Source organism: Geovibrio ferrireducens, assembly GCF_026226615.1.
In the GTDB taxonomy this organism is placed as follows: Bacteria; Chrysiogenota; Deferribacteres; order Deferribacterales; family Geovibrionaceae; genus Geovibrio; species Geovibrio ferrireducens.
This window is the reverse complement of the sequence record NZ_JAJAPB010000005.1, coordinates 65,510-79,173: the sequence shown is the minus strand read 5'-3', so window position 1 is coordinate 79,173 and position 13,664 is coordinate 65,510. Positions and strand designations below refer to the sequence as shown.

General features: G+C 48.7%; 10 protein-coding genes. 3 read left to right on the top strand and 7 right to left on the bottom strand.

The features are described from left to right. Positions 1-6: 6 nt before the first annotated feature. The 4 genes from OSQ85_RS06995 to OSQ85_RS06980 all read right to left on the bottom strand — a co-directional run bounded on the left by OSQ85_RS06995 (position 7) and on the right by OSQ85_RS06980 (position 5,416). Positions 7-2,271, bottom strand: coding sequence for a molybdopterin-dependent oxidoreductase (locus tag OSQ85_RS06995; RefSeq protein WP_265822132.1), 2,265 nt, complete (start codon positions 2,269-2,271; stop codon positions 7-9). Beyond that, complete coding sequence (locus OSQ85_RS06990; RefSeq protein ID WP_265822131.1) at positions 2,268-2,819, bottom strand: TorD/DmsD family molecular chaperone; 552 nt, start codon at positions 2,817-2,819, stop codon at positions 2,268-2,270. The genes OSQ85_RS06995 and OSQ85_RS06990 overlap by 4 nt, the downstream gene beginning before the upstream one ends. A 108-nt stretch (positions 2,820-2,927) precedes the next feature. Further along, complete coding sequence (locus OSQ85_RS06985) at positions 2,928-4,580, bottom strand: PAS domain S-box protein (RefSeq protein ID WP_265822130.1); 1,653 nt, start codon at positions 4,578-4,580, stop codon at positions 2,928-2,930. A gap of 221 nt (positions 4,581-4,801) precedes the next feature. Further along, positions 4,802-5,416 (bottom strand): flavodoxin family protein, encoded by a 615-nt coding sequence (locus OSQ85_RS06980; RefSeq protein WP_265822129.1) that lies wholly within the window; start codon positions 5,414-5,416, stop codon positions 4,802-4,804. 126 nt (positions 5,417-5,542) lie between these two features. Here OSQ85_RS06980 and OSQ85_RS06975 point away from each other — a divergent pair, with 126 nt between their 5' ends. Together OSQ85_RS06975 and OSQ85_RS06970 are read left to right on the top strand one after the other, a co-directional pair. After that, positions 5,543-5,947, top strand: a complete 405-nt coding sequence (locus tag OSQ85_RS06975; RefSeq protein ID WP_265822128.1) for a winged helix-turn-helix transcriptional regulator — start codon at positions 5,543-5,545, stop codon at positions 5,945-5,947. A 114-nt stretch (positions 5,948-6,061) separates the two neighbouring features. Next, positions 6,062-6,433, top strand: coding sequence for a pyridoxamine 5'-phosphate oxidase family protein (locus OSQ85_RS06970; RefSeq protein ID WP_265822127.1), 372 nt, complete (start codon positions 6,062-6,064; stop codon positions 6,431-6,433). A 34-nt stretch (positions 6,434-6,467) separates the two neighbouring features. On the opposite strand, the gene OSQ85_RS06965 is transcribed toward OSQ85_RS06970, so the two are convergent. Together OSQ85_RS06965 and OSQ85_RS06960 are read right to left on the bottom strand one after the other, a co-directional pair. Beyond that, the gene (locus OSQ85_RS06965; protein ID WP_265822126.1) at positions 6,468-6,968 is read right to left on the bottom strand and encodes an RrF2 family transcriptional regulator; all 501 of its coding nucleotides are present in this window, start codon (positions 6,966-6,968) and stop codon (positions 6,468-6,470) included. A 120-nt stretch (positions 6,969-7,088) separates the two neighbouring features. After that, positions 7,089-9,317 (bottom strand): NADP-dependent isocitrate dehydrogenase, encoded by a 2,229-nt coding sequence (locus OSQ85_RS06960; RefSeq protein ID WP_265822125.1) that lies wholly within the window; start codon positions 9,315-9,317, stop codon positions 7,089-7,091. Positions 9,318-9,655: 338 nt separating this feature from the next. Between OSQ85_RS06960 and OSQ85_RS06955 the strand changes: the two genes are divergently transcribed. Continuing rightward, positions 9,656-10,531 (top strand): hypothetical protein, encoded by an 876-nt coding sequence (locus tag OSQ85_RS06955; protein WP_265822124.1) that lies wholly within the window; start codon positions 9,656-9,658, stop codon positions 10,529-10,531. 101 nt (positions 10,532-10,632) lie between these two features. Here the strand turns inward: OSQ85_RS06955 and OSQ85_RS06950 are convergent, their stop codons facing one another. Next, positions 10,633-13,539 (bottom strand): transporter substrate-binding domain-containing diguanylate cyclase, encoded by a 2,907-nt coding sequence (locus OSQ85_RS06950; RefSeq protein WP_265822123.1) that lies wholly within the window; start codon positions 13,537-13,539, stop codon positions 10,633-10,635. Between the last annotated feature and the right edge of the window lie 125 nt (positions 13,540-13,664).

Here is a 13,664-nt window from a genome sequence, read left to right as displayed (position 1 = left end):
TTCTCCTTACGCCTTGGCTATTTCTGCGAACTGGTCGTGTATGGCAACGCCCGGTGCGCCTGTTTTGAATGTTCCCATGTCCGCTTCGGCATCATCCACCAGCTCCTGAACATTGAAGTCTGTTTTGCCGCCGAACCATGCCTCATAAAGCACAAGGACATCCTCTGCTATTATGTCTGTGATTCTCGCCTTTACGGTTACATTGCCTGTTTTGTTGGTGAGTTTTACCGTTTCGCCGTCTTTTATCCCTTTCTTAGCCGCAGCTTTGGGGTTGATGTACACATACGGCTCAGGGTTGAAGTCTCGCATGTAGTCAAGGTTGTTGAACTGCGAGTGCAGTCCGAACTGCGTATGCGGGGTGAGCACACGGAACTTGTCGTATGCCTTTCTCGGCGCTTTGTATTCTGGTAGTTTGGTGTGTCCGTAATCTGCGGCGAGGTCAGAGCTGAACTCGTATTTACCTGACGGAGTGCCGAATTTCAGTTCGTTCCATGATGCGCTGGAGGGGAGCTGAGCCTTGCGGGGGCCTTTTTTCAGGTCTTCCCAGCTTTTGATTCCGAACAGCTTATGGATTCCGTCGTTAAACTCCTTTTCCATCCAGACTTTGGTGTCTGTTATCTGCGGAAATGTGCAGGAACCGGCTTCAAGCTCATTCATTTTTTTGGAGAGCATGGCGGCTATCTGTAGGTCGGACTTAGCCTCGTACTGCTCCGGTATTGCTTTCTCATTAAGCCCTATCCAGTAATGCCAGTAGGAAACATTCACGGTGTATTCCTCAAAGAGAGTGGTGCAGGGGAGAACAATGTCGGAGTTTTCCACGGTCTCGTTGAAGAACTGATCCACGGTTACCACCATCTCCAGCTTATCGAACGCCTTTTTCAGTTTATTGCGGTCAAAGTCCTGCGCAAACGGGTTTTTACATGCAACCCAGAGGAGCCTTACCGGCGGTTCGTTGGTGGTGAGGATAGATTCTGCTATCTTGTTGATGTTTATCGTTCTGTCAGAATAGGCCGCCTGCTTGCCTTCTGTTTTGTCAAACTCGCTCTTAATTTTATCCTTGCCAAGGTAACCCACTGAGCCTTCCGGCTGTTTCTGCACCATGGCGTTATAATTGAAGCCCCATGTGTGGAGGTGGCCGTATCTTGCTCCGCCCCCTTCAACGCCTATGTTGCCTGTCATAGCGGCGACTGCGTCGATGGCACGGACATTCGCCCCGCCGTTTGCGTGGCGCTGGAGACCGTAGCCCGCCCAGATTGTGGCGGGTTTTGCTAATGCGAACTCCTCAGCCACCTGTCTGATTATTTTTGCGGGAACGCCGGATTTTTTGGCAGCCCACTCGACTGTCACATTCTTTTTCAGGTATGCGGCAAATTCTTCAAAGCCTTTGCTGTGCTTTTCCACAAACTCTTTATTAACAAGCTTTTTATCCAGAATATGCCTTGCCATTCCGAGGGCGAGTGAGCCGTCTTCGGATGTTTTCACCCTTATGTAAAGGTCTGCCTTGGCGGCTGTCTGGGTCATTATGGGGTCGATTACCACAACCTTTGCGCCCCTCTCCTGAGCTTCATAGACAAACTTCATGGAGTGTACGGAGTTCCATGCGGGGTTGCCGCCCCAGATTATAATATATTTCGCCTTGACCATATCTTCGGGGTCGTTGCACCACATGTTGCCCATGTCAAAGTTCTGGGCATCTATCCCCGCAGGCCAGCAGGGCGTGCCCACAAACCTTGTGGTGTAGCCGAGGGAGCTCATCATCCCCTCAACTCCGTAGTGGGTTATGCCGAAGTTGCCGGAGTATTTGTCCAGAGCCATTCCGAGGAGTGAGCCGTCCTTCTTTTTTATCTCAAGGATTTTGTTTGAGATCTCTGTCAGCGCCTCATCCCAGCTTATCCTTTTCCAGTTGCCCGTGCCTCTGCCTATCTGCTTCATGGGGTATTTTATCCTGTCCGGGCTGTAGACCCTTCTGGGATAGCTGAAACCCTTCACGCAGAGCGCGCCGCCTGTGAATGTTGACTCCTGCGCACCCTCCACGAACCTGAGCACGCCGTCTTTGACGTATGACTTTATGCTGCATGTGTCATAGCAGTTTCTGGGACAGGCATTGCGGAATGTTTCGTATCCGCCTTCATAATGCGTTCTTTCCCATTCTGCCGCCTGAAGAATGCCCGACGGGAGTGACGAGAGTATACCCGCCGCTGCCGCACTCTTGAGAAACGAACGTCTGCTCAGGGGACAGAGCGCCGCTTCCTTCAATAAATCAGTCTTCATACTTTCTCCTTTGACATCACTATGGATGTCACCTCATTTTTGATCCACCCGTTAAGCAGATTCAGCACATGCACAACTGCCGCGGTTTCATCAGCGTGCTCCTTAGCGCGTTCCACGAATCCGGGAACCCACATATACATATGCATTGCCGTCAGTTGTTCATATAGTTCCGCAAAGTTTTCATCAGCCTCTTTGATGCGGCGGATTATGCAGCATGCGTCAAGCTCAACCGGAAGCAGATCTTCCGGCATTTTCCCTTTGGCAGCAAGGCTGAGACCTGCTGCGGCATATATTGATTTGACTTTTTCTGTGGTTTCGCCGTTGATGCGCCCTTCCGGGTCAAGATAAACAGAAGCCGCCATAGGAGCCTTCGGCGGCATAGGACCTATGAAAAGCCTGTTGAACAGGAACTCCTCTTCATCCCAGTTGATTTCGCTGTTTGCTCCGCATTCTGTCTGTGTGATGCGGGCGTATGCTTCCTGCATTTTTTCTTTTGTGCCGTAATGAAAAAAATCCCGGAAGGCCTCAATCAGTCCAATTGAATCCATAACCGTACCCTCGTTTTGTTTAGGGTATGTTAGTCCTTAAGGAATAGGGGATAAATGTGGGGAAAAGGGTATTTATCGGGTATGGGTTCATACCCGATGGTGCGGAGTTTATCTGTTGTTAAGATAAGTGAACAGGCTGACATCCCTGCCGCTGAGTCCCAGCTTCCTGCGGATGTTTTTTCTGTGGGTCTGCACTGTGTCGAAGGAGATATTCATGCTCTCGGCTATCTCCTTGCTGTCAGAGCCGGACTGAATAAGCTGACAGATCTGTATCTCCGCCTTTGTGAGCTTTGCCATGTTTGCGGCGTTGAGTGTGCCGGTGCCTTCCGTCAGCCCCGCAAGGAGATCTCTTATTATTCCGGCGTACATAGTTCTTATTTCCGGGCTGGTTTCAGCGGCAAGCTTCTGAACAGAGGGAATTATATTGGTCACCACCTTCTGGGATATGCCGAGCATCAGCTCTTCCTTCTCTCTGTCTATTGTTTTGAGCACGTTGCGCAGGGTGACGTTCATCTCCTCCGCCTTGGTTTTTTCCTCCTTGAGGTGCTCCTCCATTGCCTTCTGGCGGGTTATGTTGCGGATTATTATGTGGAAAAAGTCTCCGCTGTCCAGCCGGAACCTGTTGAGGGTTATGCTGGCGGGGAAGGAGTCCCCCTGAGCGGTCACCCCGCTGAACTCGCCGTTCCATATCTCCCCTTCGGGCATGAGCATGGCGGAGCGCATGGCATCTATGCTGCCCGGATGAATGAACCGGACACAGCTTTTGCCTTCGATCTCCTTTTCCGGCAGGCCGAATATCTCTGCGGCTTTGAGGTTGGCCTGAACAATTTTCAGGCTGCTGTCTGCGAGGATTATCCCCTCACCGGCGGAGGAGAAGAGTGAGCGGAAAAGCTTCTCCGATTCGGCAAGCTCCTGTGTGCGCTTGGTCACTTCCTGTTCAAGCCTCATGCGCTGATCGGCTATGTATGTTATATCATTGAGAACAATCACATAGCCTTCCGAGGCGAGGGAAACTTTTTTAAGGGGTATTATCACAAGAGAATATATTGAGCTGCCGTCCGGTGTGGTGATTTCATGGGTTTTATCAAACGGATAGCGGTCAAGAAATTCCGCAAAGCTGCACCCCGGCCTGAAAACATCAAGAACGTTTAGCCCTTCGGTTCTTTCACCGAACCTTTTTCCGGCTGATGCGTTCATTTCCAGTATCTGCCCTTCGCCGTTTACCGTAATGAACAGATCCGATGCGGATTCCAGTATGTTCTCAAATTTATTTTTAAGAAGAGTGAGTTCACGGTTTTTATTCTGGAGAATTGTGGCGGTTTCGGCTGCATTGCGTGAATGCCAGTCAGCAACGGTGATGGTTTCCATCGCATCAAGAATCCTGCGGAGCTCTATGTAGTTCAGGAGTTTTTCCGCAGGGTCGGCATCCTGCTCCAGAATTATATCCTCAACGGCGTGCAGAAGGGTTTTGAAGCAGCCGAAGAATGATTCCTCGCCTATTCCTCGTTCGTAGTGTCTGTGTGCTGATTTGAGCAGAAATTCGGCTACATTGCGCCCGTTTGAGAGAACAGCGGTGAAATCCGGAGCAAGCCCCTGATTGATATATGTACGGACAGGGATGATTATTCCGTGCAGGCTGAGGATGCAGTCCTCCCGCTTTGCGGTGGTATGCTCCAGATATCCGGCGCTTTTCATGCGTTCAGTCCAGTTTGTGAGAAAGGTTTCCGTTTCTTTTAGTATGTGCTCAAGGAGATTTTTCAAATCAAATGACCTCCCGCTGACCTGATAAAGAATGGTTTATTAATTGTAATAAATCAACAGTAAATTAGCAGGCTACTGTTCAGGGTATAACGTCGGCAGCAGTGCTTTTAGGGACGCTTAGGCTCCTGCGGAGTGTGCAGCGAAGCCCTGCTTTGCTGTGATATGGTGTCACGGCGGGGAGCAGGAGCGACGCAGCAGTCTCACAGGATAATCAGTTAATCCTATCCTTCCTTTTCTGTCACAGCGTCAGGGAAAGAGTCCATGTGCGGCTTTACGGCTCTGCCCAGCCAGTCGATGACTTCGGCTATGTGCGTCATGTTCGCCAGCCCTTCCTTATCGTTTGCCGCATCCCCTTTGTGAAGGCCGTAAACCATGTTCCAGTATGTTGAACCGGGGATTATCATCCTTGAGATCATGAAAAGGTGGTTTATGGTATCAACCGTGTGGGTTGCGCCGCCGCGTCTCACTGCGGAAACTCCCGCGCCGATTTTGCCTTTCAGGGCGTTTCCGTTTGCCATGGCCACGAAGCCCGAACGGTCTATGAGCGCTTTGGTCTCCGCTGTTACATCAGCGAAATAGGTGGGTGAACCGATTATTATTGCATCCGCCTTCAGCATTTTAGCGAATACCGGGTTAAAGGCATCATTTATGATGCATGTGCCGTCCCCCCTTTTGAAACAGGCTCCGCAGGCTGTACAGCCTTTTATGTCTTTGCCGCCTACAGTTTCAAGCTCGGTTTCCCAGCCTTTTTCCCTGAGAGTGCCAAGGACAGTGTTGAGGATAAGCGTTGTGTTGCCGTTTTTGCGGGGGCTTCCGCATATTGCAAGTGCGTACATTATGGTTTCCTCCTTTTTCATAATTTAAACTTTCCTGTTGATGAAAGAAAATAGAGGAGTAATATGTTTCTGACAAGTACTGTATTTTTTTTCATGTACTTACAAAAAGTATAGTCGGAGATTTCTATGCAGGTCTGCAAAATAAAAGAGCTTAACGGCAAAATGTACAGATGTTACTTTGAGCTTACTGTCAGGGTGCTATCCGGTAAGTGGAAGGCGCTTATTCTGTACAGGCTCGCTATTGAGCCCGTTATGCGCTTCGGCGAGATACGCAAAAGCATGCCTGAAGTAACGGAAAGAATGCTCAGTAAGCAGCTCAGAGAGCTTGAGGATGACGGGCTCATAAGCCGCGAGGTCTATAACCAGATTCCGCCCAAGGTTGAATACCGCCTGACGGAAATAGGCTCAAAGCTTGTCCCTATCCTCATGATGATGAAGGACTGGGGCGCTGAATATGAGGAGCATCTGGGCGGGCGGGGTTTATTCTGCTCATCTGAGTACGAGCAGCAGGACGGTCTTGTTTCAAAATAGCCAATCTACCAAGCTGATAAGAGAATGATTAAGATAAGGCTTGATCTTACTTCATAATCAGCATACTCTGATTACAGATAACAGGTATCTGTAATATCTTTTAGAGGGTTTGAGATGATGAATGAAGTTTTTATGAATGTCCTTAAAAATGAAGGCGTGGTATCGATCGTGTCATGGGGTTCCGGCGAGCCTCACATAGTAAACACATGGAACTCTTATGTTAATGTCACCGAAGACGGCAGACTGCTGATTCCTGCGGCGGGAATGCAGAGCGTTGAGAAGGATCTGGCTGTAAACAGCAGGGTGAAGCTTACTCTGGGCAGTAAAAATGTTCAGGGGCTTTATGCCATGGGAACGGGCTTCCGCATTGAGGGCACTGCAAGCTTTTTTGAAGATAGTGCTGAGTTTGATATGATGAAGGAGAAGTTCCCTTTTCTCAGCAGAGTGCTGGAGATAACTGTAAACGAGCTCAAGCAGACAGTCTGATGCCTGTCTCAGCCGGGGCGGGTTCTGCCCCGGTTTATCTATTTTTTATTCCGAACCATTCCTCAGCCGCTTTCTGCTGTTCGAAAGGAATTTTCTTCTGCACTTCATCCCTCAGCCAGCCTATATTCTTTCCTCTCAGGTGCTTGCGCATCTGTTCCTCCGCATCCAGCATAACTGTCTTTATGAGGCATGGGCACTTGGTGTATGAATCGGGCAGGTTGTTCTTGTCAAGCGTGGCGGTGTTCTGCCTTATCTCTATGCACTGAAACATATCGGAAGAGCCTTCCACGGCTTCGATAACATCCCAGAAAGTTATATTCTCAGGGGCACGGGCAAGCTCGTAGCCTCCGTTTACTCCGGGTGCGGCCTTTACCACCCCCGCCTTGCGCAGCTTGGTAAAGATCTTGGAGAGATAGGTTTCGGATATACCCTGAAAAGAGGCAAGCTCCCTGATGCCGACCGACTTGCCCGCAGGAGCATTAAGCATCTGGAGCAGGGAGTGCAGGGCATATTCCACGCCTTTTGAAAACTGCAAGCAGTCCTCCTTGAGTAATGTTTTTTGTAATTTAGTACAAAATCACCGCACTTAAAACAAAAAAAGCGGTGCCCCCTGTGGGAGCACCGCCTCTGAATATATTTCCGCCTGTGGTGTTTATCACATAGCGTCGATAATCGCGTTGAATGTCGCGCTGGGGCGCATTTCTTTCACAGCTTTCTCAAAAACAGGTCTGTAGTAGCCGCCTATGTCTGCGGGTCTGCCTTCGGCTGCGTTGAGTTCAGCAACAATTTTTGCCTCATTTTCTGCCAGAGCCTTAGCAACGGGAGCAAACTTGGCTGCTGACTCCTTGCATTTTGTCTGTGCGGCAAGAGCCTGTGCCCAGTAAAGCGCGAGGTAGAAGTGGCTGCCTCTGTTATCAAGCTCTTTTACCTTGCGTGAGGGGGACTTGCCGTTTTCAAGCACTTTGCCCACTGCCTGGTCAAGGGTTTCAGCGAGGAGTTTTGCCACGTCATCCTTGAAAACCATTGCCATATGCTCAAAAGAAGCAACAAGGGCGCAGAATTCGCCGAGTGAATCCCATCTCAGGTGGCCTTCCTTAAGGAACTGCTCAACGTGTTTGGGAGCGGAGCCGCCTGCACCTGTTTCAAAAAGACCGCCGCCGTTCATAAGGGGAACGATGGAGAGCATTTTTGCGGATGTGCCGAGTTCAAGTATGGGGAAAAGGTCAGTGAGGTAGTCTCTGAGAACGTTTCCTGTTACGGAGATTGTATCAAGCCCTTTTCTTATTCTTTCAACAGAGAACTTCATAGCCTCAACGGGAGTCATGATGCGTATGTCAAGCCCTGTGGTGTCATGGTCTTTGAGGTATTTTTTAACTTTTTCGATGATCTGCGCGTCATGTCCTCTTGCGGGGTCAAGCCAGAAAACAGCGGGTGTGTTGCTTGCTTTGGCTCTTGTGACAGCGAGTTTCACCCAGTCCTGAATGGGGGCATCTTTCGCCTGGCACATTCTGAAAATGTCGCCGGCTTCAACTTTCTGCTCCATAAGGACAGTGCCGTCTGCATTGTCAACAACGCGGATTACGCCTTCGGCCTCTGCTATGAATGTTTTATCGTGAGAGCCGTATTCCTCAGCCTTCTGAGCCATGAGGCCGACGTTTGAAACGCTGCCCATCTCAGCGGGGTTGAACTGACCGTTTTTCTGGCAGTCTTCGATGATCGCCTGATACATTGTGGCGTAGCATCTGTCGGGAACCATTGCTATGGTGTCGTGCAGTTTGTTGTCGGGTCCCCACATCTGGCCGCCGTCACGCACAACAACAGGCATGGAGGCATCTACAATAACGTCATTGGGAACGTGAAGGTTGGTGATTCCCTTGTCGGAGTCGACCATTGCCAGTTCGGGGTTGGTTTTGTAAACAGCCATTATGTCTGCTTCTATTTCCGCTTTTTTATCAGCGGGAAGCTTGTTGATTTTAGCGTAAACATCGCCGAGACCGTTGCTTGTGTTAACGCCGATTTCCTTGAAGGTTGCTGCGTGTTTCGCAAACACATCCTTGTAGTAAACCTGAACTGCGTGTCCGAACATAACGGGGTCAGAGACTTTCATCATTGTTGCTTTGAGGTGGAGAGAGAGGAGAACGCCTTCTTTCTTGGCGGCTTCTATCTGCTCAGCGTAAAATTTGCGGAGAGCAGCCACATTCATTACAGAGGAGTCGATAACTTCCCCGGCGAGGAGTGCGGTTTTCTCTTTGAGAACCTTCACGCTGCCGTCTTTTCCGGCAAACTCTATTTTCACGCTGGTTGCAGCGGGAACAGTAACGGATTTTTCACTGCCGTAGAAGTCGCCGCTGGTCATGTGGGCAACGCGTGTTTTAGAGGGAGCAGGCCACTGTTTCATCATTCTGTGGGGATGTTTTTTAGCGTGTTCCTTAACAGCGGCTGCCGCCCTTCTGTCGGAGTTGCCTTCACGGAGAACGGGGTTAACGGCGCTGCCGAGAACTTTTGCGTATCTGGCTTTTATTTCTTTTTCAGCGTCAGTCTTGGGGTCTTCGGGGAAATCAGGCACTTTGTAGCCTTTTTCCTGAAGTTCGGCAATGGCTTCCTGAAGCTGGGGGATGGATGCGCTGATGTTGGGCAGCTTGATTATGTTTGCTTCGGGCTTGAGGGAGAGTTCGCCGAGCTGAGTAAGGAAATCGGGGATTTTCTGCTCTTCGGTGAGATAGTCGGGGAAGTTGGCTATGATACGGCCTGAAAGCGAAATATCTCTGGTTTCAACGGAAATACCCGTGCCCTTTGTGAAGGACTGTATAACGGGGAGCAGCGAATAGGTCGCTAATGCGGGTGCTTCATCAATCTCGGTCCAGATAATGGTTTTGTTAGACATATTCTCTCCTTGGTGGTAATATTTTGCTATCTCAATGACCGCTGTTTCATCCTGCGGTTCAATAATTATAACGGTATTTTTTATTCTCAACTGTATACTGTATACAGTTATAATAAAGCGTGCCGATTGTCAATCAATATTAGCTTCCGCAATGTTATAACATCATTTATTTTTGGAAATATCAGTATTATCAGGCTTGGCCGGTGCGCTTTTGCTCATTATAAAACAAGGACAGACAGAAAATGAGCTTCTGTTCTTTATTCTGATGCGCATTCCGCTCAAGATCACGGTTTTTCTGCCGATAATAAATATCAATAGAAAGCTTTCAGGAATATTCTATGTATATCAAAATGTCCGAAACAAATTTGTGGCAGGCTGGCAGCGCTCCGCAGGTGAAGCCTACGGGTGTAAAGGCTGATGAGGCCGGGCAGAAAGCAGCGGAAGGTGACACTGTGCAGTTTTCCGGCTTGGCGAAAAGGATGGCAAAGGAGATCCAGAAGATTTCAGAAGCTGCCCTGAACGAGATACGCAGCGGGGAGAAGGCTGAACATCCCAATGCTGATGCCGCAAAGCAGATTGTTGAGCGAATGACTGAGCTTGGTAAGACCGTCCGTAAGCCTGACAGCCTGGAAGAGCTTGATGATTTCCGCTGGGGAATGCTTGTGAACACAGGGCGTGCCGTGGGAGTCGCTGATACTGATATTCTGGCGGAGGTCAATAGCGAGGATGTGGATCTTTATTTTCTGGCACGTGACCGGAGCATGACCGATGATGAGTTCTGGAGCAAATATTTTACAAAGAATGAAGACGGTTCCGTCTCCCGCAATGAGGAGTTCAGGGCGGAGCTTATAGCAAACCATCCGTTTGCGGAAATGCTTAAGGGATATTCCTTAGATTTATCTAATGCTTCGTCTCAGGCGTTAACTTATGTGAATCAGCCGGATTCTGCTCCTAAAAAGCTTTCAGAGATAAAACCGGAGGCTCTTATGAATCTCACGAGGGCGCTGAATGAAGATTCTGTGGATTCTTATTTGTACTCCGCCGTTTCTTTATATAGTTCTGCTGATGCGAATGCGGAACTTACAGATGAACTCATGGCGGAGCGTTATAAAGACAAGATTGCAGATTATATGATGCTATATAATGAGTCATTCGAGAAAAATATAAATGATTTCGGAAGCCTGTTCCATAAATCGGTTAATATTTTGGCCTGAGAAATGAGACTGCTTTTGTGAAAAAAAGGAGAAGTTATTGCCGTTAAAGCTAAAACGCCCTCTTTTTTCAAAAGAGGGCAGGGGAGGATTTCTGCAAATGACTATGCTTCCTCCCTCCATACAACGACTCTGTTGCGTCCTTCGTTCTTTGCTTTATAGAGTGCGTCGTCCGCTTTTTTCAGCGCATCGTCCAGAGTGGATTCCTGAGAGGGGATGGCAGAGTAAATTCCGGCGCTGATTGTAAGTGTGGTGCGCATATTTTCCATTTCTATGACTTTTTTCTCCATCTCCCTGCGTATGTTCTCTATCCGGTTAGTGAGAGTGTCCTCACCGCTGTTGGTGATGAAAACTGCGAACTCCTCACCGCCGAAGCGTGAGCATGCGTCTGTCTGTCTCTGGAAGTGGCGTATGAGGGTATTTGCCATTTCCTGTAGGCTCTTATCTCCGAAGAGGTGTCCGAAGGTGTCGTTCACCTTTTTGAAGTGGTCAATATCTATGATGGCAACGGAAAAGCGTATGCCGCTTCGCTGGCATATGTTGAAGGCCTGCTGGCTGCTGACCGAAAAAAACCTTCTGTTATAAAGCCCCGTGAGGCTGTCCTTGTCACTGAGTTCCTGTAGGCGGACATTTGCCGCGTGGAGCTCCTTATTCAGCTTCTTAAGCTTGTGCGACCAGTAGACAATGATTGCTATGAGAACGGCAAACACACCTATTATCTTCCAGAACAGCCTGTAATCGAATCCCTGATCATAGCTTATGCTCATCCATTTTCCGGTTATTCCGTTTCTTTCCTCTTCGCTTATGGAATCCACAAGCTTCTGGAAGATGCGGACAAGTTCAGGTTCGTCATTTCTGGCAGCTATGCCCAGTTCCCAGTCCTGATCCAGTCTGCCGGAGATTTTTATATCCACAATTTTCTGCTGCTTAATCTGGTAGCCTATTCCGGCCATGGTTCCTATAACGCCGTAAACCTCGCCTTTCTGGAGAAGAGCTATACCCTCCGCATCACTGTCAAGCTCAATAAGCCTGACTCCGGGGTATCTGTTTCTCAGTATTTCATTGATGGCGTAGCCTTTTACCGTGGCAAAGCTTTTATCGAGAACATCATCTATCTTGTCTATGAACGGGTCATTGATCGATGTGGCTATAACAGTGGGTATAACCATGTAAGGTGTTGTAAAACTGAAATATTTAAGCCTTTCCGGTGTCCGCATGGCCAGCGAAATTATGTCGCACTCCCTGTTCTGCGCCATTGCCAGCGACTCTGCCCATGTGTCTGCCTGAACCATGTGAAGCTGTATGCCGGACTTCTTCTGCATGAGATTTATGAAATCAGCCGCCATGCCTGAGTGCCTGCCGCCTTCAAGCTTTTCAAAGGGCATCCAGTCAGGGTCGGAGCATACACGGATTATTTTTTTATTATCAAGGTACTCCTTCTCTGCGTCTGTGAAGGAAAGAGCGGGTTTCGTCAGTTCATGAAGCTGAGGCACAAGCCACTGATTCTCAAGTAGGATACGTTCACCCTCACCTATGCTTGCCAGCGCCTTTGTGAGTATGGAGTGCAGTTCCGGCAGCGATGGGTTTACTCCGAACCGCAAATCCTCCACTGTTTTCCCGGTCGGGTTAAACTCACCGCCGATTGTGATGTTGAACAGCGCATATTTTTTTATCATGCTGCTGCCGGAGTTAAGGGAAGTTATCACCGCATCAATATTTCCGAAGGAAAGATCCTTGAACATGTCGTCCCTTGAGGTGTACTCCTTAAGCTCTTTCAGGACGCTCTTGTCTATCAGATCTTTAAAGAATATATCTTTGGTTATGCCGACCTTTTTTCCGGTCAGAGAGGCTGTGTCAGTATATTTGCCGAAGTCTTCCCGCACAAAGATATAGCTGGGGATACGCGCATATTCATCAGTAAAAAGGGTGAACTGCTTTCTCTCCGGGGTGAGGGAAATGTCCGCCACCATGTCCGTGGCGCCGTTTTTGAAATCGGTGAGGATGGCTGACCATGGTTTCACGCTGTAGGTGAAGTCCAGCCCGGTGCGGCGGCTGATTATTTTCAGGAGAGAATCGGTATAGCCCTGCATCTCGTCTTTGGATGCAAAGCTGAACGGATAGAAATCAGGCAGCATTCCGACAGATACGGAAGGGCGTGAGCGTATGAAGGCTTCCTCCGCCGGGGTGAGCTCGATGCTCTCCTCCGCGCTGAAAACCTGTCCGTTGTAGATAGACCACAGTTTTTCCAGTTCTTCCTTTCTCGGTTCCGGCAGTGCGCGGATCGATTTGTTTATGATGCCCGCCAGAAGAGTGTTGTGCTTAAGCACCCCGATACGGAGATCCTCCTCCTTGAGACCCTCTATTTTAAGGGTTCCCACGGAGACTATATTTGAGAAGGTATTTTCTCTGGCTATGAACCTGCCGCCCAGTTCACTGACGAAAACAGCATCTATCCAGCCGAAGGCGAGGGATTTTATCATATCTACATTATTATTGAACTCCGTCAGCCGCAGGTTTTGTCTGCGGAGTGTATCAGCGTAGAAAATATCTTTTATATAGCCGATTCTGCGCCCCTTGAGGCTGGTTATGTTGTCTGCCGCTTTTATTCCTGAGTCGCTGCGGACAAAGATTACTGTCCTTCTTATGTGGTAAGGATCGCTGAAAGCAATGAATTTCTCCCGTTCCGGAGTGAAGGATATTTCATTTATGGCATCCAGCTCCCCGTTGAGGAAAGAGTGGTAAATGTTTGTCCAGTTCCCCATTCTGTATTCGATTTTCAGCCCGCTGACTTCCTGAATCATGTTCATGAAGTCGATAGAGTAGCCTTTAATATTGCCGTTGCGGAAATAGGTGTATGGTTCGTTGCTGTCCACAACGCCCACAGTTATTACTTTCTGTTTGCTGATGTAGGCTTTCTCTTCTTCCGTAAACAGTGCATCAGCCGCAATGGCGTGCGCGGAAAAGAGAACGATCAGGAGAATAAAAATGAGTCCGTGCAGTGATTTTATCATTGTATATAATTACTCCGGTGATTTCCGTATCAAAACGGTCAGAAATATAGATTTATTTATACATTTTAATACGTAAACAGCATTAAATCAAAGTTTTTTCGAAAAAGAGTATCTTTTCGGTCAGT